Here is a 22829-nt window from a genome sequence, read left to right on the forward strand (position 1 = left end):
CTACCCTTATACCAATTTATCAGAGGGCATTTAGGCGATATACAGAATGATATATGTGACCATTTCATGACAGAAAAATGACAACCTTTCCCGCAGGGCAGAACGGATAAAATCTCATTTTCCCGTCACGAGGCAAAACGTTGGAATATACAATAAATCATGAGAGGATTAAGTATAGGTGTACATTCTAATATTTATATATAAAAAACTAGCAACTTATCAACAGCTGTATTATTATGCTAACCATAGTCGCTATAAGGGTAATTATTAAATACATCAAATAAAAAAAAGCCCGTTATCATTAACGACAACGATAGAGGATTTAGTTATGATTTCATTTTCTTCCATTAAGGAAACGGATCGTGGATTTCTCTATGACCTTTACATCGCCACCCAAAGACGGGACCCGATAGAATTGGATCACAGAGATACTCAAAAAAACGCCTTCTTCCTGCGACAGCAGTTCAGTATACAATTGCAACATTATCACCAAAACTACAAGTGCGCCGATTTCCTGTTAATCAAGGCCAGAGGCAAACCGGTGGGGCGGTTATTCCTCGAAGAACGTTTCTTTGAATTACGCATTCTTGATCTGTCGCTCACGCCCAGTGAACGCAACAAAGGCTATCGCCAGAAAATCATCAACGGCATTCTGCGCCGCGCCGAAGAAACCGGCCGGTCAATACGCGTGCATGTGGACAAGGACAGCTCTCTGCGGCAACGATACCTTGATCTCGCTTTCAAAATAACAGAGCATCGCGGCCGGTATGACTTTATGCAGTGGGAGCCCGAGGTTAACGTATCCAAAAACTATAGTATAACCGACTGGGAAAATACCTTGTACCCCATACAGGACAAACTTACGGCCGATTTATCCTGTTGAACCGTGATCTGTGATGAATTCGATAAACAGCGCGCCAAATTCCGTTGTTTTACTGGCGCCGACCCCGTAAATTTCGCCAAACTCGGCAAGGGTTTGCGGTTGATGCTGGGCCATGTCAATCAGACTTTTATCGGAGAAAATGACGTAAGCCGGCACCCCCCGGGTCTTGGCGATCTGGGCCCGGAAATGCTTGAGCTGCAGGAACAACTCCTGCGCGGCTTCCGGCAGGTCCGAGATCATATCCTGTGTCTTGCGCGCCTTGCGGCCTGATTTTGACCCGGCGGCGCTCTTCAGAATGACATCCGGACGATAGCGAAAGCTCTCCTGCCCTTTGAGAAGCTGCACCCCGCTGCCGGTGATTTTCAACGCGCCATATTCCATATCCGACAACAAAAACCCCCGCGCCATCAATTGCCGCGCCACCGCTTTCCATTCATTAATGCCCAGATCCTGCCCCACCCCGAAGGTTGGCAGTTCATCGTGGGACAGTTGCGCCACCTTGTCCGTCACCTTGCCGCGCAGAATATCGATGATGTGCGTCACGCCAAAATTCTGCCCCGTGCGATAAATCGCCGAGACCAGTTTCTGGCCAATCTCTGTCGCCTCTATCGTTTCCTGAGGGTTATCACACAGATCACAATTGCCACATTTGGCATAATCAGGATCATCGCCAAAATAATGCAGCAATGACACCCGGCGACATTCCGGCGCCTCGCAAAAGGACAGCAACGCATTCAGCCGCTGATGCCCCCGCCGCTTATGGCCTTCGTCAGATTTTTCATTGTCAATAAACATCCGGCGCATGCGGATATCATCCATGCCGTACAACATATGCGCCACCGCCGGATTGCCGTCACGCCCGGCGCGGCCGATTTCCTGATAATAGGCTTCCGGTGATGACGGCAGGTCAGTATGGAATACGAAACGGATGTCCGGCTTGTCGATCCCCATGCCAAAGGCGATCGTCGCCACCATGATCAAATCCGGTTCCGCCATAAAACGGTTGAGGTTTTCCTCCCGCTGCTGGTTGGACATGCCGGCATGATAGGCCAACGCATGATAGCCTTTATCGACCAGCGCCTTCGCCGCCTCTTCGGTTTTCTTGCGCGACAGGCAGTAGACGATGCCATTTTCCTTTGGGCGGCCTTTCATGAACGCCAAAATCTGTTTCTTCCAGCCGTTTTTGATTTCCACATTCAGGGTGATATTCGGGCGGTCAAAACCGGTCAGATAACGCGTCACCTGATTGGAAAATATTTTCTCGCAGATCTGGTCCCGGGTCGCCTGATCGGCGGTCGCGGTCAGCGCGATGATCGGAACATCCGGGTAGCGTCGATGCAATTGACCCAGATCCTCATATTCCGGGCGGAACGCCGCCCCCCACTGGGAAATACAATGGGCCTCGTCAATGGCGAACAGATTGATGTTCAGATTATCCATCGCCGACAGCATGGACTCCGTCATCAGCTTTTCCGGCGAGACATAGAGAAACTTCAACGCCCCGGTCTGCATATCGCGCCAGATGTCACGATTGTCTTCAAAGCTGTTATTGGAATTAAGCGATGCCGCCGCGACACCAGCTATCCTCAAAGCCGCCACCTGGTTCTGCATCAGGGAAATCAACGGTGAAATCACAATGGTCAAACCGTCCCGGATCAGACCCGGCACCTGAAAGCACAGGGATTTCCCCGCTCCTGTCGGCATCACCGCCAGAATATTCTCGCCCGCGACCACCTGATCAATGATTTCTTCCTGCTTGCCCCGAAATTGATCGTATCCGAAAACGTCTTTGAGCAGGCTGTGCGCCGATGGTGAGTGCATTATGATCCCTGAAATTATTGCCTTGGCCAAAACATACAGAAATATATCGTGAAATCACGCGGTTTTTTGTTCCTGCGGCAAATAACCTGCATAATTTCCTTTCCTGTCAGAAATGTCTTGGCCCAATGAATACAGCCAGAATGTCATGAACCCGTCATATCGTTTTGCTACGGAGAAGCAACATTAAGCTCTCATACATTAAGGTATTTTTTATGATAAAATTTCTGGTGCGGCCCATTATCCTGATGGCCTTTATATCTTCTCTCTCCGTCCCGACACAGGCCAAAGACGTTTGTTGCAAAACAGAGAATGTCATCCTCATCACCCTTGATGGTGTGCGCTGGCGGGAAGTTTTCCAGGGCGTTGACAAACGCTTCTTTGATCAACCGGATTTCCTCGCCTATAAAAAAACCCACGCCGAATTCAAACAGGAATTCTGGCGCGAAAGCCCCGACGCCCGTCGTGAAATCCTGTTCCCCTTTCTGTGGAATGTGGTGGCCAAACGCGGCCAGATATACGGCAACCGTACCCTGGGCAGCAAAGCCGATGTCACCAACAAACTGCATTTCTCCTATCCCGGCTATAACGAAATCCTGACCGGCTTTGCCGATCCCCGCATCAACAGCAACGACAAAATCCAGAACCCCAACCAGACCTTCCTTGAATGGCTGGATAAAAGACCGGCCTTCAAGGGAAAATCCGCCGCCTTTGGGTCCTGGGATGTTTTTCCCTATATCATCAACGAGAAACGCAGCGGCGTTTTCACCAATGCCGGATTTGAAGCCATGGACATCCTGCTTGACACCCCGCGCATTCAGGAATTGAACCAGTTACAAAAAGACATTCCGAGCCCCTGGGATACGGTGCGACTGGATGCTTTTACCTATAATTTCGCCTTTGAATATCTCAAGGCCAAAAAACCCCGGGCGCTTTATATCAGCCTTGGCGAGACCGATGACTTTGCCCATGAAGGGCAGTATGACCAGTATATCCTCGCCGCCCGGCGCAATGACGCCTTTATCGCCCGCATCTGGAACTGGGTGCAGACTGATCCGCAGTATCGCAACAAAACCACCCTGCTGATCGCCACCGATCATGGTCGCGGCCATCTGGATCTGGAACAATGGAAGCATCATGGGCGCTTTCCCTATACGGCGCCGGACGGAACAGAGAAAATCGCCGATATCGAAGAGGATGACGCCATCTGGATGGCGGTGATCGGACCAGACACCCCGGCGACCGGCGAAATGAAAAACATCCCTGATGTTAAGCAAAATCAAATCGCCGCCACCCTGATGAGATTTCTCGGCCTTAACTATAAAGGCAGCCACAAAACGGTTAAGGCCGGCGCACCGATTAAAATGATGTTCAGATAACCTTTTCTTCAGGACGGAAAAGGCCCGGCGGTGATATCACCGCCGGGCCTTTTTAGCGTTTGACGACGCCTTACCAGTTGCCTTTCAGGCTGCTGAGCAGAACCGAATGCTGAAAAATCCGCTGACCGTCCTGCCCGCGCACTTCAAAAATCACCAAAGGGTCCGGCACTTCCCAATCAACATACAGCGCCCCGAAATTCTCCCCGGCGTAGCTCAGGTCATTCCAGCGGTAGGCGTTGGGGCTGACATTGGCCCAGGTTTCCGTCAGGCCGCTTGATGTCATGTCCCACAAGGGATACGGCACGCCCTCGGTCTGGCAGGACAGTTCCGCCCAATGGGTGTCGCCGCTGATGAAGATCACCCCTTCCACCTGATATTTACGGATCAGATCGATCAGACGCTGGCGCTCGTGAGGAAAATTGCTCCAGGCCTCCCACCCCGGCTGGGTGGCGATATATTGCAGGCTGGAACCGATGATCTTGATCCGGGAGGGGATTTGCATCTGCTGCTCAAGCCACTGCCATTGGGCTTCGCCGAGCATGGTCTGATTTTTGTCGGCGATCGGCAGGTAAGGTCCAAGTCCGGCAATATCCCGTTCCCGGGCCCGGGCCCGGCTTTCCACCGTACGCAGAGGGTCGCGGTTATAACGCAGATCGGGCAGAATCACATGCACCCGCTGATCCGCGGGGCCATACAGGGCCGATGTGTAGATCCCGTCGTCCGCCCTGCGCCGGCTGCTGTCTGCGGGTTCCTGCCAGAAATCAAGAAACAGGTCTTTTGATCTCGCTTTCTCGGGATAATCTTTGCCCGCATCATTCTCGCCAAAGTCATGATCATCCCAGATGGCGATCACCTCTGACGACCCGCGAAGGGCGGCGAAATTATGCGCCTGTTGGTCATATTTGGCTTTCAGGGTCGCCATATCCCGGGTGTCGCCGTAAATATTGTCACCGAGGAAAATAAACAGTTCCGGCTCCCGTTCCAGAATGGGTTGCCAAATCGGCTGCGGTTTATCCTGATGACAGCAGGAGCCAAAGAGAATCCGCGATAATGGTTTCTCCGTAGAAGTCATGGCCGGGGAAGGTACTGCCGCGACCGCTTTTGCCGCGCCCAGCGCCGCCAACCCTGTCAGGGCCAGACCGGTGCCCAGATGAAATTCCCGGCGGGTGATTTTGCTCATAATTTAATCCTTGTGATAAACAAAAAAAGGGGAAGCCTGCGATCAGACTTCCCCCGTATTTTCAGGTGACAGACGGGATTAGAAACCCACCTTGATGGTGGCCATAACCTGACGCCCTGTACCGATGAAGTAACCGCCCGGGGTTCCGCCACCGAGATAGCGTTTATCGGCGAGGTTATTGACGTTCAGACCAAGATCAATATTCGTCATTCCGTTCATTTCCAAAGTATACCCGGCCCACAGATCGACCAATGTGTAAGACGGCAGACGATCCGTATTGCTTAAATCACCCCAGCGCTTGCCCACATGTTTGGCCGACACACCGGCGCGAACGCCCTTGTCATTATGATAACTCAACGTACCCACCATCATAAATTCAGACGCCAGGGCCACCTTGTTGCCTTTGACAATGCTGCCGGTGCTGTCGGTATATTCAGAGTCATTAACCGTAACGGACGAGAAGATATTCCAGTTGTCACTGACATCTGCGGAAAGACTGGCCTCTGCACCGACGGATTTGACCCCGCCAACATTGAGATAGATGCTTTCCACTTCCCCACCGTAATCAATACCGCCGACAGAATCTCCCGTGGCGATGCTGGTGATGCGGTTGTTGAACTTGATGTAATAACCGGTCAGGTTGGCGCGCAGCCAGTCATTGCTATAACGGAAACCCACGTCAAAATTGTCCGCTGTTTCCGGCTTGATCGCTTCAATCGCCGCCAGGGCCGCCGCATTACTTGTGCTATTGGCTGTTCCGGCAGAGCCTTCCACCACCCCGTCTTTAATGGCGGCGAAATTCTGGGCGAAACCGGCGAAGACCTCCAGGTCTTCCGTGACGTTATACAGGGCGCCCGCAGAGAACAGAATGTCGGAATTGCTGTTCTTGCTGAAGTCATTCTGAATGCCGAAATTGTCTTTACGATCAATATCGACAAAATACTTCCGCACCCCGCCGCGCACGGTCAGATCGTCCAGCCGAATGGTGTCTTCCGCATAAAGCATGAAGGTGCTGGTAACAAAATTGCGGTCATACTGACGCCAGTAGGCGGCTTCCTCGAATTTGTGAGACGTGCGCGGGTCAATGATTTTATGCCAGTCCCGGCTTTCGTCACGATCAGCCCGTTCCCACCAGAGACCCGCTTTCAGGGTGTTGCTCTCGGCAAATTCATATTCCGCGTTGGCGGTCAGACCAAGGCGTTGTTTGTTATAATGGGTGTGGCGATAACTGCTGGCCGGGTTGGCGCCCGCTTCGTAACAGGCCGGGTTGTCCCCGGCGCCACCGCCGCCATAAGGAAATGTCAGACGGGCTGTACAGCCATCTGTTGGCGCGAGAGGCGTCCCGGCCGCATCGACAAAAGAATAGCCGCCGGCCAAAGAACCGCCATAAACCGTGCCAGCGCCGGTGTGCAGGTCCCGAACACCGGAAGGCTTGGTGCTGCTGCCATCGGCAATCAGGGCCACATACTGCGGCGCCCAGTCCCCACGACCTTTCTGAATATGAAAATAAGGTGTGATATCCGCCGTCAGTTTATCACCGCCGTAAGAGGCGCGTAGATAGATGAAGTAATTGGTCCGCAGGGTTGACCAGGATTCCCGGAAAGCCTGATCGACATAGGGAATGCCCGTCAGGGTGTCGGTCAGACGATCCCAATGCGGATTTTCCTCAAACTGTCCCAGGCTGATACGCTGGAAGTTATCTTCATGAGCATTGTCCCAGGAAAAACGCCCCGTCAGTGTCCATTCCTCCAGTTCCGTGACAAATTTCGCCGCAATATGGTCGCGGTTGGCAAAACCGGCATTGCCAATCCAGGCGTCATTGTCGGTGCGGGAATAACTGATATAGGCATGTGTATTTTCAAGAATTTCCCCGGTGTCATAGCGGAAAAAATACCGCTGTGCATTATTGTTGCCAAGGCTTACCGCCGCCGTGGCCCCGGCTTCGTCGTTCGGATTGTTGGTGACAAAATTTATGGTGCCACCGAGCGCCTCATGAGACGGCGAGGAAATATCACTTGTGCCCTGTGACACGTCAACCCGGGCGATATTTTCTGAATCGGTATACCGGTTGGCTTTCGACCCGCCGCCATAGTTTGAATTACCATTCGGCAATCCGTCAATGGTCATGCCGATCTGCTGTTCCTGCAGGCCGACATTAAACCCGCGGATGCTGATGGTGGTGGACCAGTCGTCGGACCCGAAGGTGCCGCCCTCGGCTATAAAAATACCCGGCAGATTATCAATCAGTGACAAGACACTGGCAGACGGCGCCTTTTGTTCCAGCATCACATTGTCCGTGGCGTTATTGGCATAAGCCACGGGCTTTCCCGTCACAACCACTTCTTCCAGGGCCACATCATCGTAGGCTCCCATATCGGCGTCTTCTGACCGGGCGTCCGTCGCAATAAACAGGGCAGCGCCCACAAAGGCTGCAGAACATAACAGGCTTTTCAGGAAAGCAACGCCGGCGCCATTGGCTGAATTATAATCTGGTGTATTTGTCATTTTGAATATCCATAAAAAATTGTGAACACACGGAATGGTCCTCATTCCGTCCCCCCATTCGGGTTGGCGGGAATATGGATAAGTCATGTGACCATTTCACAACTGTTCTATGTGATTTTTGTTTCGAAGTTTGACAAAAGCGTTACAAAACAACCCATTACAACCGCTCACGTTGCAACAGCATTCTGCTAGCCCCCTGAGGTTAAATGATTTTTCAAATAGGTCGCTGGTTATTTTTCTCTTAATTACACACGTTTTCCCTGTAAAAAATATCGCGCCCGGAAGATTGTATTTTCTAAAAAAACCGTTCCGCCCACGGCCTTGTTGTGAGACGGTCTTCTTGATATGATGCGATCATCACAACAAGAGAATTATGTCCATGACCCCTCCCGGCTTACCCTCTCTGCTGAAAGACGTGCGCGCCTGTAATATCTGCGCCGCCGATCTGCCGTTCGGGCCGCGACCGGTGGTTCAGGCAGCGACAAGCGCCCGAATCCTGATCGTGGGACAGGCCCCGGGGCGGCGGGTGCATGACACGGGCATTCCCTTCAATGACCCGAGCGGCGACCGGCTGCGTGACTGGATGGGAATTGACCGGGATATCTTCTATGATCCGGCGCGGCTCGCCATTCTGCCGATGGGATTTTGTTTTCCCGGCACGGGAAAGTCCGGTGACCTGCCGCCGCGCCCCGAATGCGCCGCCCACTGGCGACAGCGGCTCCTGGATCACTTGCCCCGGATCGCGCTGACCCTGATCATCGGCCAATATGCCATGGACTGGCATCTGGGCAAGACGGCGCATAAAACGGTCACGGAAAAAGTGCGCCACGGCCGGACGTTCGGGGCGGACAAGATCGTTCTGCCTCACCCGAGCCCGCGCAATAACATCTGGCTGAAAAAGAACCCCTGGTTTGAAAGCGATGTTCTGCCGGACCTGAAAAGCCGGGTCCGGCAGATTTTAGACACCTGAGATCTATTCAGCGATATGGCGGGTCTCTTCCGAGAAATGATCGAATTCCTCCTGCCAGTCGGACTGGTGATTGGTCAGCCGGACTTCCACCGCCGTCACCTTATATTCCGGGCAGTCGGTCGCCCAGTCGGCATTGTCGGTGGTCACCACATTGGCGCCCGATTTCGGCATATGGAAGGTGGTGAAAATCACCCCCGGCTGCATGCGGTCTGAAATCCTGGCTTTCAGGGTCGTCTCGCCCATGCGGCTGGTGATATTGACCCAGTCGCCGTCGCGAATCCCCCGGTCATCGGCGTCCTGCTGGTGAATTTCCAGCACATCTTCTTCATGCCAGATATTATTCTCCGTCCGGCGGGTCTGGGCCCCGACGTTATACTGGCTGAGAATGCGTCCCGTGGTCAGGATCAGCGGGAAGCGCCGTGTCACCTTTTCTTCCGTCGGGACAAATTCGGTGATCACAAAATGGCCCTTGCCGCGCACAAAATGATCCACATGCATGATCGGCGTGCCGTCCGGCGCATCGGCGTTGCACGGCCACTGCACACTGCCCTGGCGTTTGATTTTGTCGAAACTGACCCCGGCAAAGGTTGGCGTCAGACGCGCAATCTCATCCATAATCTCTGCCGATGTATCATAATGCATATCATAGCCCATGGCTCTCGACAGGCGGCAGGTGATTTCCCATTCGTCCAGACCCGCGACAGGCTCCAGAACCTTGTTGACCATGCTGATGCGGCGTTCCGCGTTGGTAAAGGTACCGTCCTTCTCCAGAAAGCTGGTGCCCGGCAGGAAGACATGGGCGAAACGCGCCGTCTCATTCAGGAACAGATCCTGGACAATCAGACAATCGAGATTGCGCAGCGCCGCCTCCACATGGGCGGTGTTCGGATCGCTCTGGGCCACATCCTCGCCCTGAATATACATGCCGCGATACTGTCCCGCGACCGCCTCGTCAAACATGCCCGGAATGCGCAGACCCGGTTCCGGGTCCAGTTTCAAGCCCCAATCCTTCTCAAAGGACCCGCGGACGGCTTCATCGCCGACCGGACGATAGCCCGGCAGTTCATGGGGGAATGATCCCATATCGCAGGAACCCTGAACATTATTCTGGCCGCGCAACGGATTGACCCCGACGCCGGAGAAACCGACATTACCGGTCAGCATCGCCAGGTTGGCCAGCCCCATGACCGCCGTCGAGCCTTGCGAATGCTCCGTCACCCCGAGGCCGTAATAGATCGCCGAGTTGCCTTTATGGTCCAGACCGCCGCCGGTGGCATACAGCCGGGCCGCAGCTCTGACATCCGCGGCGACAACTCTTGTATATTGTTCCGCCATTTCCGGGGAGTTTTTCTCATCGCGGATAAAGGCGCACCAGTCGGCAAAGGCCTGATCCTCACAGCGCTCCTTGATATAAGCTTTATCTTCCAACCCTTCGGTCAGGATCACATGGGCCAGCGCATTGATCATCGCCACATTGGTGCCCGGCTTCAACGGCAAATGCAGTTCCGCCGCCACATGCGGGGTTTTCACCAGATCAATCACCCGGGGGTCAATGACAATCAGGCGCGCCCCCTGACGCAACCGGCGTTTCATCTGGCTGCCGAAGACCGGATGAGCCTCCGTCGGGTTGGCGCCGATCACCAAAATCACATCCGCATCCATGACGCTGTCAAAGGTCTGGGTGCCGGCGGAGGTGCCGAAAGTCTGATTGAGGCCGTAGCCGGTCGGACTGTGGCAGACCCGGGCGCAGGTATCGATATTGTTATTGCCAAACCCGGTGCGCACCAGTTTCTGCACCACATAAACTTCTTCGTTGGTGCAGCGGGAGGAGGAAATGCCGCCGATGGATTTACGGCCATATTTTTCCTGAACATCCTTCAGACGTTTGGCGCCATAGGCGATGGCCTCGTCCCAGCTCACCGCTTTCCAGGGATCGGTGATCTTCTCGCGGATCATCGGTTTGGTGATCCGGTCGGCATGGAAGGCATATTCCCAGGCGAAGCGGCCTTTGACGCAACTGTGGCCGTGATTGGCCTGACCGTCTTTCCACGGCGTCATGCGCACGACCTCGCCCCCCTTCACTTCCGCCTTGAAGCCGCAGCCCACGCCACAGTAAGCGCAGGTGGTGATCACGCTGTGATCGGGCTTGCCTTTTTCGATGACATTTTTTTCGAGCAGGCTGTCCGTCGGGCAGGCCTGAACGCAGGCGCCGCAGGATACGCAGTCGCTGGCGAGGAAATCCTCACCCGCGATACCGGCGGAAATCTGGCTGTCAAAGCCCCGCCCCTCGACGGTCAGGGCAAAGGTGCCCTGCACTTCCTCGCAGGCCCGCACGCAACGGGAACAGAGAATGCATTTGTTGGGGTCAAAGCTGAAATAGGGGTTGCTGTCGTCAATGATTGACTTCAGATGATTATGGCCGTCAGTGCCATAACGGCTTTCGGTCATGCCGAGCAGTTTCGCCAGATCCTGCAGGGGCAAATCATCGTCCTTGCCATCATGAGGGCTTGGATGATCGGACAGATAGAGATCCATGACGCCGCGACGCAATGTCGTCAGGCGCGGCGACTGGGTGATCACCTTCATGCCCTCTTCCGCCGGGGTGGTGCAGGACGCCGGCGTTCCGCGCCGACCTTCGACCTCCACCAGACACAGGCGGCAGGAGCCAAAGCTCTCGAGACAATCTGTGGCACAGAGGCTCGGGATATCCGTATCCACCTCCGCCGCGGCCCGCATTACGCTGGTTCCGGCCGGAACAGAAATCGCCTTGCCGTCTATTTCGAGATGAACCGTGACATCCGATGTGACGGCGGGGGTGCCATAATCTTTTTCATCAATCACTGTCATTTTTCAACTCCGTCTTTCCTGAAGTCAGCCGGCCATTTATCCATGGCGCTCAAGACCGGGATCGGCGTCATGCCGCCCATGGCGCAAAGTGATCCGCTGTCCATTACATCGCACAGGTCTTTCACCAGTGCGAGATTGTCGTCGACAGCCTGACCCGCCTGAATTTTTTCGATTAGTTCCGCGCCGCGCACCGATCCGATGCGGCAGGGCGTACATTTGCCACAACTTTCCTCGACGCAAAAATCAAAGGCAAATTTCGCCTGGGCCGCCATATCGACCGTGTCATCAAATACGACAATACCGCCGTGACCCAATACCGCGCCTGCGGCGGAAAAGGCTTCATAGTCCAGCGGCAGGTCGAGATCGCCTTCCGCCAGATACGCGCCGAGCGGTCCGCCCACCTGCACGGCCTTGATCGGCCGGCCGCTATCGGTACCACCGCCGTAGCCGTCGATCATCTCGCGCAAAGGAAGGCCGAAGGCTTTTTCCACCAGACCGCCCCGGGCGATATTGCCGGCCAGCTGAAAGGCTATTGTACCACGAGAGCGGCCCATGCCATAGTTTTTATAGAAATCGGCGCCCTGATCCATGATGATCGGCACACTGGCGAGCGAGAGCACATTATTAACCACGGTCGGCTGACCAAACAGGCCTTCCAGCGCCGGAAGCGGCGGCTTCGCCCGCACCATGCCGCGTTTGCCTTCCAGGCTGTTGAGCATGGCGGTTTCCTCACCACAGACGTAGGAGCCCGCCCCCATGCGCACCTCGATATCAAACGCCTTGCCGGAGCCGCGAATATCGGCGCCGAGCCAGCCCGCGTCCCGCGCCTCGATCAGCGCCTCATGCAGGATATCGCGACACAGGGGGTATTCCGAGCGCAGATAGATATAACCCTCCGTCGCCCCCACGGCGAGCCCGGCGATGATCATGCCCTCGATCAGGCAATAGGGATCGCCCTCCATCAGGATACGATCGGCAAAGGTGCCGCTGTCGCCCTCGTCGGCGTTGCAGCAGATGTATTTCTGGTCGGCCTCGGCCCCGAGCACGGTATTCCATTTAATGCCGGTCGGAAACGCCGCGCCGCCGCGCCCGCGCAGACCACTTGCCGTCACCTGATCAACAATCGCCTGGGGCAACATTTTCAGGGCTTTCTCAAGCCCCTTAAAGCCACCGTGGGCGCGATAATCCTCCAGGGACAGGGCTTCGATCAGACCACAACGGGCGAAAGTCAGCCGGTCCTGGCTTTTCAGATACTCTATTTCCGCCGTCAGGCCAAGACCAAGCGCATGCTCTCCGCCGGTCAGAAATCCCGCATCGAACAGGCCCGGAACCTCTTCCGGCGTGACATTGCCGTACGCCATCCGGCCTTTGTCGGTCACCACCTCCACCAGCGGCTCCAGCCAGCTCATGCCCCAGGAGCCGTTGCGGATCACTTCAACATCCAGATGGCGCGCCGCCGCCTCTGTCATGATGGCCAGCACCACCTCGTCGGCGCCCATGGCGAGCGCGGTACTGTCGAGCGGCACATAGAGGGTCATCAGATCGCTCATGCATTTTCCCCTTTTTTCGCCAGACCCGCCGTGCGCTGCATCAGTTTATCAAATTTGTCCTCTGTCACCCGTCCATGCATTTTTCCGTCAAAGGTAATATTGGGCGAAACGGCGCAATTGCCGAGACAATAAACCGCTTTCAGGGTGAAATGACCGTCATGGCTGGTCTCGCCTAGTTCAATACCAAGCATTTTCTGCACATGGGTGGTGAGCCCGCGGCTGCCCATGGCCTGACAGGATTCCGCCTGACAGACTTCGATCACATGATGCCCCGCCGGCGTGTCGCGAAAATCATGATAGAAGCTTTTGACGCCGTAAACCTCGGCCCGGGACAGGTTAAAAGCATCCGCCAGCAAATCATAGCTTTGCCGCGGCACGTAGCCAAAAGCCTGCTGCAGCCCGTGCAGCGCCTCCATCAGGCCACCTTTCAGACGGGCAAAGGGCGCGATGATTTCTTGCGCCTCTACCGGGTCCCAGTCGGCCTGCTCCAGATGCGGCCTGTCGTGCTCATGTGTCTTTGTCATGCCGTTATGCCATCCCATCCTATATCATCTGTTACGCATTATATTTTACAAAAGCCCTACCCCGACTTCCTTTATATCTAAAATAATTTCAAAATGAAACTAATCATCCCTCAAAATTGCTTTATGGTGGCGCAGATGATCCTCCATAAAGCTCTGAATAAAGAAATACCCATGATCATACGCCTTATGACGTCGCATGTTAAGCTTTTGTCCGACGGCAAAACAGGCTTCGCCAAACAGGTCCGGCTTCAGCTGTGCTTCCAGAAAAGGATCGTCCAGTCCCTGATCGATCAGAATGGTGGGCCGCGCCGCCGCCCGCGACGATCGCCGCATCAGGATACAGGCGTCATGTTCCGCCCAGGCATCCCGGTTTTCGCCCAGATACCCGGCAAAAGCCTTGTGACCCCACGGACATTCTGTCGGCGCGACGATCGGCGCAAAGGCCGACACGGATTTATACAGATCCGGATGGCGCAGATACAGGGTCAGGGCCCCGTGGCCGCCCATACTGTGGCCGAAAATGCCCTGCCGCGCCCGGTCGACCGGGAAATGCGCCGTGATCAGATCGTTCAGCTCGCCGGTGATATAGCTTTCCATGCGGAAATTCCTGTCCCACGGGCTTTCGGTGGCGTCGAGATAAAACCCGGCCCCCTTGCCGAAATCCCAGGCTTCATCGTCGGGCACATCATCCCCGCGGGGCGAGGTGTCCGGCGCGATCAGCATCAGCCCCAGTTCCGCCGCCAGCCGGTAGGCCCCGGCCTTGGTGGTGAAATTATCTTCCGTGCAGGTCAACCCCGCAAGATAGGTGACGGCGGGCAGGATCTCGCCCTCGGGGTGGGGCGGCACATAAACCGTGAACCGCATGTCGCAGCCCAGGGTTTCTGAAACGTGCCTGCAATAGGTCAATGTACCGCCGTGGCATGCGTGCTGTGAAATCTGTTCCATCTTTAAAATTCAATCACGCTGCGGATGCTTTCACCGCTGTGCATCAGATCAAACGCCTTGTTGATGTCATCCAGCGGCATTTTATGGGTAATCAGGTCATCAATATTGATCTTGCCGTCCATATACCAGTCAACGATCTTCGGCACATCGGTGCGGCCGCGTGCGCCGCCGAAGGCCGACCCGCGCCAGACCCGGCCGGTGACCAGCTGGAACGGCCGGGTGGAAATTTCCTGCCCCGCGCCGGCGACGCCGATGATAATGCTCTCGCCCCAGCCCTTATGGCAGCATTCCAGAGCCTGGCGCATGGTATTGACGTTGCCGATACATTCAAAACTGTAATCCGCCCCGCCGTTGGTCAGATCCATAATCGCCTCGATCAGATCAGGGGTTTCCTTCGGGTTGATGAAATCGGTCATGCCGAATTGCTTCGCCAGCTTGACTTTCGACGGATTGATATCGACGCCGATGATCTTGTTGGCGCCGACCATGCGCGCGCCCTGAATGACATTCAGACCGATGCCCCCGAGCCCGAAGACCACCACATTGCTGCCCGGTTCCACCTTCGCGTCAAAGGCCACCGCACCGACGCCGGTGGTGACACCGCAACCGATATAACAGACCTTGTCAAAGGGGGCGTCTTTGCGAATTTTAGCCAGGGCGATTTCCGGCAACACCGTATAATTAGAAAAGGTCGAACAGCCCATATAATGCAGAATCGGTTCACCGTTAAGCTTGAACCGGCTGGTGCCGTCCGGCATCAATCCCTGCCCCTGGGTGCTGCGGATTGACTGGCAGAGATTGGTCTTGGGGTGCAGACAATAATCGCATTCCCGGCATTCGGGCGTATAGAGCGGGATCACATGATCGCCGACTTTTAAGGATTTGACCCCTTCGCCGACCTCCACCACAACCCCGGCGCCTTCATGGCCGAGGATCGCCGGAAAAGCCCCTTCAGGGTCGTCGCCGCTCAGGGTGAAGGCGTCCGTATGGCAGACCCCGGTGGCCTTGATTTCCACCAGAACCTCGCCGGGGCGGGGCCCGTCCAGTGTTACGGTTTCAATGCTGAGAGGTTGTCCGGCCTTGAAGGCGACGGCGGCGCGAGTTTCCATGGGAATGCTTTCCTGTTGCGTATTAATATTACAGCAAAATTTACCGTGAAGCGACGCCGATGACAATCCCTTTCCACGGTTTTCCCCAAAGCCCCTGTCTTCAGGAGATCTTCACCGGCAAAGCTTGACAACCGCCCCCAGTCGTACAATACCAGAAAGAACCAAAAAAACACTTGATCCCAATCCGACATACAGGAACGACGCCCATGACCCAGGATGCTCTTATTATCGGTGGCGGCCATAATGGCCTTGTTTGCGCCTATTATCTTGCCCGGGCCGGTCATAAGGTCAGGGTTCTGGAACGGCGCGATGTGGTTGGCGGCGCGGCGGTGACGGAAGAATTTCATCCCGGCTTCCGCAATTCCGTCGCCTCCTACACCGTTAGCCTGCTTAACCCCAAAATCATTCAGGATATGGATCTTGCGGCCTTTGGGCTCAGGATTGTCGAGCGGAAAGTCAATAACCTGTGGCCCCACCCGAACGGCGACTTTATCGCCTATCCGGTGGGTGATACCGCCACCAAAGCCGAAATCGCCCGTTTTTCCGAAAAAGACGCGGCGGCGCTTGACCGTTACAGCCGCGATATTGAGATGGTCGCCGATCTGGTGCGCGATTTCCTGCTGGAAACACCGCCCAATGTCGGGGGCGGGCTTCGTGATATTTTCAAGGCCGCCAAATTCGGCAACCGCCTGCGCAAACTGTCACTGGAAGACGAACGGATCGTACTTGATATCTTCACCAAGAGCGTCGGTGATTTTCTTGATCTCTATTTCGAAAATGACCATGTCAAGGCCAGCTTCGCCTTCGACGGGGTGGTGGGCAATTATGCCGACAGCCAGACCCCGGGTTCGGCCTACGTTCTGATGCATCACGCCTTTGGCGAGGTCAATGGCAAGAAAGGCGTCTGGGGTCACGCCATCGGCGGCATGGGCGCCATCACCCAGGCCATGGCCCGCGCCGTCCAGGCGCTGGGGGTCGAGATTGAAACCGGACAGGCGGTCCGCGAGGTCATCATCGAAGAGGGGCGCGCCACCGGCGTCCGGCTGGAAAGTGGTCAGGAACACCGGGCCCGCATCATTGCCTCCAACCTGAACCCGAGCCTGCTCTATTCAAAACTGGTCGACAACCGACACCTGCCGGAAGATTTTTCCCGGCGCATGACCCATTACAAGAATGGCTCCGGCACCTTCCGCATGAATGTGGCGTTGAACAGATTGCCGCAGTTCACCTGTCTGGAACAGCAGGACCGCGCCACGGCCGATCATTTGACCAGCGGCATCGTCATTGCCCCGACCCTGCGTTATCTGGACCAGGCCTTCCGCGATGCCCGCGAACTGGGCTGGGCCCGGGAACCAATCATTGAAATGCTGATCCCGTCAACCCTGGACGACAGTCTGGCGCCCGAAGGCCAGCATGTGGCCAGCCTCTTCTGTCAGCAGTTTGATCCGGATGTGGACTGGGACCGTCACCGGGAAGACGCCGCCGACGCCATCATCGCCCAGGTGGAAAAATACGCCCCCGGTTTCACCGACAGCATTGTCGGGCGGCAGATGTTAAGCCCGCTTGATCTGGAACGCACCTTCGGCCTCACCCGCGGCGACATCATGCATGGTCAATTGTCGCTTGATCAGATGTTCAGCGCCCGGCCCCTGCTGGGTCACGGCAATTATCGCGCGCCGATCAGGGGGCTGTATATGTGTGGTTCCGGCACCCACCCCGGCGGCGGCGTGACCGGCGCACCCGGTCATAATGCCGCCCACGAAATCCTGCGGGATCACAAAGCCTGACCCGCGACAGATCACCTGACTATACGGCCTTGTCCACATAACGGCGCACCCGATGAATACCGTAATAGACCAGACCAATCACAAACGGACTGCAGGCGGCGGTGATGACCGTCGCATCGGGCAGAGGCCAGATTTTTCCGCCGGCCTGCGCAACTATTTTCACAATGCCCAGGGCATAATAGCTGATGGCGACGACCGATAATCCCTCGACTGTTTGCTGCAGCCGGAGCTGTAACTGCGCACGTCGGTCCATGGATTTGAGCAGTTCCTTGTTTTGGGCCTGAAGCGTGGTGTTGATCCGCACCTGCAGCAAATTACTGGCCCGGTTGACCCGACGTGACAGGATCGATATCCGTTCATCCATGCTTTCCACAGTGCGCATCGCCGGGGCCATGCGCCGATCTATAAAGCTCGACAATCTCTGAATGCCTTCGATATGTTGTTCCTTGATATTATCGATCCGTTTCAACACCAGGGCGTAATAGGCCTTTGACGCATTGAAACGAAAGGATGTCTGGGCCGACAGTTGTTCGACCTCCGCCGCAAGGCCGGTAAGGATTTCCAGCAGTTCCTGTTCCTTGTCTTCATCATGAACATTGGCCATTCGCCCCACATGACGGGCCAGTTTGAGCTCTATCGCACGGGTTTGCGCGCCCACGTCGCCGGTATGGGTCATCGACAGCAATGCCATCATGCGATAGGTTTCGATTTCCCACAGACGCTGTAAAAGCCGCCCCGTCTGATGACGGGACATGGATATATTCTGAACCAGAATGCGGGTAAAGCCATCCTTGTGCAGCCGGAAATCCGTCCAGGCCGTGGCGCAGCCCCCGGAAACCCGCGCCCCGATCAGTCCATTGGTGCCGAAAACCTCTTTCAATGTTTCAGGATCATAGGGTGCTTCCCCCGTGCTGGCCTGCACCACAAGATGCACCCCGACCAGCATCTGGCCCGGCAGGTTTTTCAGCCAGTGTTCCGGCACAACCTGCAAAGCGGAATCCTCAAAAGAATCCTTGCCCGCGCCGTCCCGCAGAAAAGTATAGCTGCTGAATTCCGTATGACGTTCCCATTTCAGCTGGAAACTGCCGAAATCGACAATCAGGTGATTTTTGACATCAGAGGACAGGGCGACCCCGTAATGAGCGCATAATTTTTCAAGATGCGCCCATTCTGCCGCCGCATCATGCCCCGCGGCACCTTCCGGCCCATGCAGCATGGCGATATTGGTGCAGCGCGCCGGGCTGTTGATGGTGATAAAGGGCCGGCTGTGTACCTCGTTATTCAGGGACACCCGGTTGGCATATGGATGAAGTCCCACGTCTGAGCCATCTGAAAAAAGCTCATTACTCCGAAAGTCTGCCGCCATATCACTTGCCTGTTCGTTGTCCCGATATATTCCATCTACCTCAGTTCCCCAGGCCAAACAATAGTTTTAAATGCAACTAACCAATTCTTATATAACACTAATTTTCTGCAGAATTATGACACCGGAGCACCGTTGAAGCCTCCTGTCTCTCACATAAAAAGGCCCGAAGATTTTTGTCTTCGGGCCTTTTATACATTCTGATCGTTTTTCAGAGCGGTATTCTTATGCGTCCTTGAACGTCATTTTATAAACCAGTCCGGCCACCACAGCCCCGACAACAGGTGCAAGCCAGAAGATCCAGAGCTGTTCAAGGGCAATGCCCCCTTCCAGCAAGGCAGGGCCGGTGCTGCGCGCCGGATTGACAGAAGTATTGGTCACCGGGATGGAGATCAAATGGATCAGCGTCAGGCCCAAACCAATGGCGATCGGGGCAAAACCGGCGGGTGCTTTTTTGGATGTCGCGCCGAGAATAATCATCAGGAACATAAAGGTCATGACAACTTCCACAACAATGCCGGTCATCATATTATAACCGCCCGGGGAATGCACCCCGACCCCGTTCGACGCCAGACCCGTGACCATCCCGCCGTCGCCGGAAGCAATAAACTTCAACAAGGCCGCCGCGAGAATGGCCCCTAAAGTTTGCGCAACGATATACGGCAGCAGTTCTTTCTTGTCGAACTTGCCCGCCATGGTCAGCCCGACAGACACCGCCGGATTAAGATGACAGCCCGAAATATGTCCGATGGCGTAGGCCATGGTTAAAACCGTCAAGCCAAAAGCCAGTGAGACGCCAAGCAAACCGATCCCCAGGCCATCACCAAATTTTGCCGCCAGCACCGCACTGCCGCACCCCCCGAGCACGAGCCAAAAAGTCCCGAGCAGCTCCGCCCCTAATTTATTACCCATAGTCATTTTTCTTCCTCATATTTTTATTAATGGAACGAGGATTTTAGCTATATTTCAGGAAAAATGCAATTCTGGAGACATATCGGCGGAACTTATATCTACCGAAGGTTAATCCAGCGTCTCCCGCCGGATCATGCGCAGGGTCGCGGTGCTTTGATCCCCACAGGCGTCCGGCAGATTGATTTGACCGGTCTTGGTCAGGTTTTCCGTCTCATAGGTGGCGATATCACAGGCCGCGCCGCCGACATACACCTCTGACCCATCTGCAGAAACATTGACCGCATAATAGGTATGATCCTGATCCACCCGTTTGGCCAAAGTGTTGGTTTCCAGATCAACCTTGGTCAGCTGGGTATAGGTGCCGAAAGCATGTTTTTTCGTCGGACTGACCACGGTCGAGAAAATCAGGACAGAGGTATCCTCGAAATCATTGATCTCATACGCCCCGGTCTTCAAATCCAAGGTCAATAACCCGGTCTTGTAAGCCGAAGGATCATCAGCGGCCTTGTCTGTGCGCACCGAATAAACCGGGGTCGAGAAGATGTCCGTCTGATCCCACAATGGCCAAAAATCCAGCACATCCGGCAGGGACCGGTTTTTCAGGGTCCAGTTCCTGAGCGGCAAGGTTTCAACGATCTCGCCGGTCATGGGGTCCATCTTGTAAATATCAAAGCCCATGGCATAGAGCCATTTATCATCAGTGGATTTCATCAGCATATGAATGCGGCGCGGCGCTTCAAAAGTACGGACCGGTTCGGCATTCAGGCCCGCAGAGGTGTCATAAACCGCCACCCGGGTTGGCAATTGCTGATATTCCGACAGCAGAACGCGGGTTGACATCTGATAAACATATATCTCCCTGCCGTCACGGCTGATGTCCATGGCGAAGAACGCCTGACGCCGGATATCACCCTCGTTGAAATCGGCCCGAAACACTTGTTCCCCGGTGTCAACGTTGATGCCTGAGATGGATTTCATGCGATTGGTCACCGCGTAGACCACCTGGCCATCCGGCGACGGAGTAAGCGAATAAACCGTGCGTCCCGCGTCCGGTATCCGGTGACTGCGCACCACTTTCTGCTGCTTCATATCCAGGACATGCAACAAGCCCGGCTTATTACCCGTGATCAGATACTCGGTCGTTTCCGCCGCCGCGGCGCCGGAAAACGTCAGCAGCACCACCGCCAGAATACAAGAAAAATAGGTCGCCATTGTTAAAATCCCGTCGTTATGATTATCGTTTCGGAAATACCGTTTCCAACTGCCGCCAATCGGCCCCTGCATTGGCTTTATCCGCATCCCAGTCGGGATAGCTGTTCATCACATCCGGCACCTGGGCCGGCCACCAGCAGGGATCGGAACAGCCGTAAAGATCGGCTTCCATTGGCTGACACAGGGATGCAATACCACCAAAGGCATCTACTTCCCAGCCAGGGTCCATGGTCGATGCGCAGCCGGCCACGGTTTGCATGGCCACGACTTCGCGCATGGCCCCGTCATCCGCCGCATTCTTCAAGGCCTGGGCTTTGATGTTGATCGGTTTCAAATATTTCATCTTCAAATTCCTCTCTCGAGTGACGTGTAACTTCTCTGGGTCTGCAGCAAAGTTCTGGGGCTGACGTGGCGTTCGAAATAGCCGGGATTTTCGCGCAGGATCTCACTGTAAACCCTGATCCCGAAATCGATCCAGTCGCGCATCAGGTCGCAATAATGGTAGGTCGGCTTGTTGATGTCGTCATAGGTCGCGTAAGATTCGTGATAACAGCCGCCGGAACACAGGTTCCGGATCCGGCAGGTGTCACACCAGGTGCCCTCCCGGTCGGCCCGGCCCTCGAGAAAGGCGCCCAGTTCTTTCTTCTTGATGCCCGTGTCCACCGAGCCATAGGTGTCAATATCCGAGCCGGTGAAACGGTGACAGAGATTGAGATCGCCTGCGTGATCCACCGCCAGCAGGCCAATACCCGCGCCGCAGGGCAGCGCCTTCTTGGTGCCCTCATACAGATCCGTCATCAGCTGATGCATGTTGGAAAAACCGGTATTCTCGCCGCGCAGCGCCGCATCGCGGTAAGCAAGGCCAAGGCTTTTCATATTCTCGAACACCTCGTGCAATTCTGTATTGCTGAGGTTAAACAGCGAAATATCGCCCGAGGTCACCGGTGCGAAGCCCACCTCGGCAAAGCCCAGATCATATTTGAGATGGGCGTGGATCGCCTCCACATCCGTGACCCCGGCGGTCAGCGTCACCCGCGCCCCCACCGGCCGGGCGCTATAGCGGTCCAGCAGCATCCGGGCCTTCTTCGCCACCACATCATAGGTGCCCTTGCCGCCGATGGTCTTGCGGTTCTTGTCATGCACCGCCTTCGGTCCGTCCATGCTGATGGCGATGCCGAATTTATGGGCGTTGAGATAATCGATGATGTCTTCCGTGAGCAGCGTCGCGTTGGTGGTCAGGGAGAAATCCACCTTCTTGCCCAGCGCCGCGCAACGTTCCTCGGCATAGGCGACCGCGCCCTTGATCAGCGGCATGTTGCTTAACGGCTCGCCGCCGAAAAAGACCACATTGACCCGGTCGCGGCTCGCACCTTCCTTGAGCAAAAGGTCGATGGATTTCTTCGCGGTATCGAGGCCCATCAGCTCGCCCTTGGCCGGGGTGGTGAGGTCTTCCTTGTAGCAATAGGTGCAACCGAGATTGCAGCCGGTGTTGACATTGAGGATGATGGTGCTCAAGGGGTAATTCTCGATCTTGACCGGCGGAAAATCCGGCCGCAGGTTTTTGTCGAAATCCGGGCCGTCACCCGTGATGATGTCCATCTCGAGGAAGTCCTCGACCACGGCGAGGATGTCATCCGGGCTGTGACGGCCTTCAAAGCGGGCCTCGACATCGGCGCAGCTGACCTCGCCCAGTTCCTTGAACAGGTCGAGCACGTCGCCCGACACCCCGTCCAGATCAAACAGCGACGTCGTCGGGATATGAAACAATATCCGCTGATCCCCCACCGTCACGTCATGGGCGTTATGGGCGATAAATTTGAGGCCGCTGGTCATTGATAGGGGGTT

The 22829-nt window shown here is 55.5% G+C and carries 17 protein-coding genes; 4 read left to right on the forward strand and 13 right to left on the reverse strand.

The features are described from left to right. Positions 1–328: 328 nt before the first annotated feature. The gene (locus tag FIV45_RS14060) at positions 329–883 is read left to right on the forward strand and encodes a hypothetical protein (RefSeq protein ID WP_099475111.1); all 555 of its coding nucleotides are present in this window, start codon (positions 329–331) and stop codon (positions 881–883) included. On the opposite strand, the gene recQ is transcribed toward FIV45_RS14060, so the two are convergent. Then, on the reverse strand, positions 872–2704 hold the full coding sequence (recQ, locus tag FIV45_RS14065; protein ID WP_099475110.1) for a DNA helicase RecQ: 1833 nt from the start codon (positions 2702–2704) through the stop codon (positions 872–874). The genes FIV45_RS14060 and recQ overlap by 12 nt on opposite strands. 212 nt (positions 2705–2916) lie before the next feature. On the opposite strand from recQ, the gene FIV45_RS14070 reads away from it, so the two are divergent. After that, positions 2917–4080, forward strand: coding sequence for an alkaline phosphatase family protein (locus FIV45_RS14070; protein ID WP_204602377.1), 1164 nt, complete (start codon positions 2917–2919; stop codon positions 4078–4080). A 70-nt stretch (positions 4081–4150) separates the two neighbouring features. On the opposite strand, the gene FIV45_RS14075 is transcribed toward FIV45_RS14070, so the two are convergent. Together FIV45_RS14075 and FIV45_RS14080 are read right to left on the reverse strand one after the other, a co-directional pair. Further along, complete coding sequence (locus tag FIV45_RS14075; RefSeq protein ID WP_099475109.1) at positions 4151–5260, reverse strand: alkaline phosphatase D family protein; 1110 nt, start codon at positions 5258–5260, stop codon at positions 4151–4153. A 78-nt stretch (positions 5261–5338) separates the two neighbouring features. Further along, complete coding sequence (locus FIV45_RS14080) at positions 5339–7765, reverse strand: TonB-dependent receptor (protein WP_165777103.1); 2427 nt, start codon at positions 7763–7765, stop codon at positions 5339–5341. A gap of 379 nt (positions 7766–8144) precedes the next feature. On the opposite strand from FIV45_RS14080, the gene FIV45_RS14085 reads away from it, so the two are divergent. Continuing rightward, entirely contained in the window at positions 8145–8735 is a 591-nt protein-coding gene (locus FIV45_RS14085; protein WP_099475389.1) for a uracil-DNA glycosylase family protein, read from the forward strand. Between the two features lie 3 nt (positions 8736–8738). Here the strand turns inward: FIV45_RS14085 and fdhF are convergent, their stop codons facing one another. The 5 genes from fdhF to FIV45_RS14110 all read right to left on the reverse strand — a co-directional run bounded on the left by fdhF (position 8739) and on the right by FIV45_RS14110 (position 15710). Then, on the reverse strand, positions 8739–11582 hold the full coding sequence (fdhF, locus tag FIV45_RS14090) for a formate dehydrogenase subunit alpha (protein WP_099475107.1): 2844 nt from the start codon (positions 11580–11582) through the stop codon (positions 8739–8741). Next, complete coding sequence (locus FIV45_RS14095) at positions 11579–13132, reverse strand: formate dehydrogenase beta subunit (RefSeq protein WP_099475106.1); 1554 nt, start codon at positions 13130–13132, stop codon at positions 11579–11581. Before FIV45_RS14095 ends, fdhF begins: the two co-directional genes overlap by 4 nt. Then, positions 13129–13656: a formate dehydrogenase subunit gamma gene (locus FIV45_RS14100; protein WP_099475388.1), complete on the reverse strand. Its 528-nt coding sequence runs from the start codon at positions 13654–13656 to the stop codon at positions 13129–13131. The genes FIV45_RS14095 and FIV45_RS14100 overlap by 4 nt, the downstream gene beginning before the upstream one ends. A gap of 99 nt (positions 13657–13755) precedes the next feature. Continuing rightward, positions 13756–14601, reverse strand: a complete 846-nt coding sequence (fghA, locus tag FIV45_RS14105; RefSeq protein WP_099475105.1) for an S-formylglutathione hydrolase — start codon at positions 14599–14601, stop codon at positions 13756–13758. A 2-nt stretch (positions 14602–14603) separates the two neighbouring features. Further along, positions 14604–15710: an S-(hydroxymethyl)glutathione dehydrogenase/class III alcohol dehydrogenase gene (locus FIV45_RS14110; protein WP_099475104.1), complete on the reverse strand. Its 1107-nt coding sequence runs from the start codon at positions 15708–15710 to the stop codon at positions 14604–14606. 206 nt (positions 15711–15916) lie between these two features. Here FIV45_RS14110 and FIV45_RS14115 point away from each other — a divergent pair, with 206 nt between their 5' ends. Further along, on the forward strand, positions 15917–17497 hold the full coding sequence (locus FIV45_RS14115; RefSeq protein WP_099475103.1) for a phytoene desaturase family protein: 1581 nt from the start codon (positions 15917–15919) through the stop codon (positions 17495–17497). 19 nt (positions 17498–17516) lie between these two features. Here FIV45_RS14115 and FIV45_RS14120 read toward each other — a convergent pair whose 3' ends face one another. The 5 genes from FIV45_RS14120 to peaB form a co-directional block, all read right to left on the reverse strand. After that, complete coding sequence (locus tag FIV45_RS14120; protein ID WP_099475102.1) at positions 17517–18863, reverse strand: DUF3422 family protein; 1347 nt, start codon at positions 18861–18863, stop codon at positions 17517–17519. Between the two features lie 222 nt (positions 18864–19085). Further along, a complete protein-coding gene (aqpZ, locus tag FIV45_RS14125) occupies positions 19086–19778 on the reverse strand; it encodes an aquaporin Z (protein ID WP_099475101.1) in 693 nt (230 codons plus the stop codon). 102 nt (positions 19779–19880) lie between these two features. Continuing rightward, positions 19881–20984 carry a quinohemoprotein amine dehydrogenase subunit beta gene (peaD, locus tag FIV45_RS14130; RefSeq protein ID WP_165777102.1) on the reverse strand — a complete coding sequence of 368 codons (1104 nt, stop codon included), beginning with the start codon at positions 20982–20984 and terminating at the stop codon, positions 19881–19883. 22 nt (positions 20985–21006) lie between these two features. Beyond that, complete coding sequence (qhpC, locus tag FIV45_RS14135; RefSeq protein ID WP_099475387.1) at positions 21007–21327, reverse strand: quinohemoprotein amine dehydrogenase subunit gamma; 321 nt, start codon at positions 21325–21327, stop codon at positions 21007–21009. A 2-nt stretch (positions 21328–21329) separates the two neighbouring features. Next, positions 21330–22817 carry a quinohemoprotein amine dehydrogenase maturation protein gene (peaB, locus tag FIV45_RS14140; protein WP_139932354.1) on the reverse strand — a complete coding sequence of 496 codons (1488 nt, stop codon included), beginning with the start codon at positions 22815–22817 and terminating at the stop codon, positions 21330–21332. Between the last annotated feature and the right edge of the window lie 12 nt (positions 22818–22829).

The sequence above is a fragment of the Paremcibacter congregatus genome, assembly GCF_006385135.1.
Classification (GTDB): domain Bacteria; phylum Pseudomonadota; class Alphaproteobacteria; order Sphingomonadales; family Emcibacteraceae; genus Paremcibacter; species Paremcibacter congregatus.

Coding starts and splice junctions, on each gene's coding strand:
- FIV45_RS14060 (WP_099475111.1), top strand. CDS start 329: ATGATTTCATTTTCTTCCATTAAGGAAACGGATCGTGGATTTCTCTAT.
- recQ (WP_099475110.1), bottom strand. CDS start 2,704: ATGCACTCACCATCGGCGCACAGCCTGCTCAAAGACGTTTTCGGATAC.
- FIV45_RS14070 (WP_204602377.1), top strand. CDS start 2,917: ATGATAAAATTTCTGGTGCGGCCCATTATCCTGATGGCCTTTATATCT.
- FIV45_RS14075 (WP_099475109.1), bottom strand. CDS start 5,260: ATGAGCAAAATCACCCGCCGGGAATTTCATCTGGGCACCGGTCTGGCC.
- FIV45_RS14080 (WP_165777103.1), bottom strand. CDS start 7,765: ATGACAAATACACCAGATTATAATTCAGCCAATGGCGCCGGCGTTGCT.
- FIV45_RS14085 (WP_099475389.1), top strand. CDS start 8,145: ATGACCCCTCCCGGCTTACCCTCTCTGCTGAAAGACGTGCGCGCCTGT.
- fdhF (WP_099475107.1), bottom strand. CDS start 11,582: ATGACAGTGATTGATGAAAAAGATTATGGCACCCCCGCCGTCACATCG.
- FIV45_RS14095 (WP_099475106.1), bottom strand. CDS start 13,132: ATGAGCGATCTGATGACCCTCTATGTGCCGCTCGACAGTACCGCGCTC.
- FIV45_RS14100 (WP_099475388.1), bottom strand. CDS start 13,656: ATGACAAAGACACATGAGCACGACAGGCCGCATCTGGAGCAGGCCGAC.
- fghA (WP_099475105.1), bottom strand. CDS start 14,601: ATGGAACAGATTTCACAGCACGCATGCCACGGCGGTACATTGACCTAT.
- FIV45_RS14110 (WP_099475104.1), bottom strand. CDS start 15,710: ATGGAAACTCGCGCCGCCGTCGCCTTCAAGGCCGGACAACCTCTCAGC.
- FIV45_RS14115 (WP_099475103.1), top strand. CDS start 15,917: ATGACCCAGGATGCTCTTATTATCGGTGGCGGCCATAATGGCCTTGTT.
- FIV45_RS14120 (WP_099475102.1), bottom strand. CDS start 18,863: ATGGCGGCAGACTTTCGGAGTAATGAGCTTTTTTCAGATGGCTCAGAC.
- aqpZ (WP_099475101.1), bottom strand. CDS start 19,778: ATGACTATGGGTAATAAATTAGGGGCGGAGCTGCTCGGGACTTTTTGG.
- peaD (WP_165777102.1), bottom strand. CDS start 20,984: ATGGCGACCTATTTTTCTTGTATTCTGGCGGTGGTGCTGCTGACGTTT.
- qhpC (WP_099475387.1), bottom strand. CDS start 21,327: ATGAAATATTTGAAACCGATCAACATCAAAGCCCAGGCCTTGAAGAAT.
- peaB (WP_139932354.1), bottom strand. CDS start 22,817: ATGACCAGCGGCCTCAAATTTATCGCCCATAACGCCCATGACGTGACG.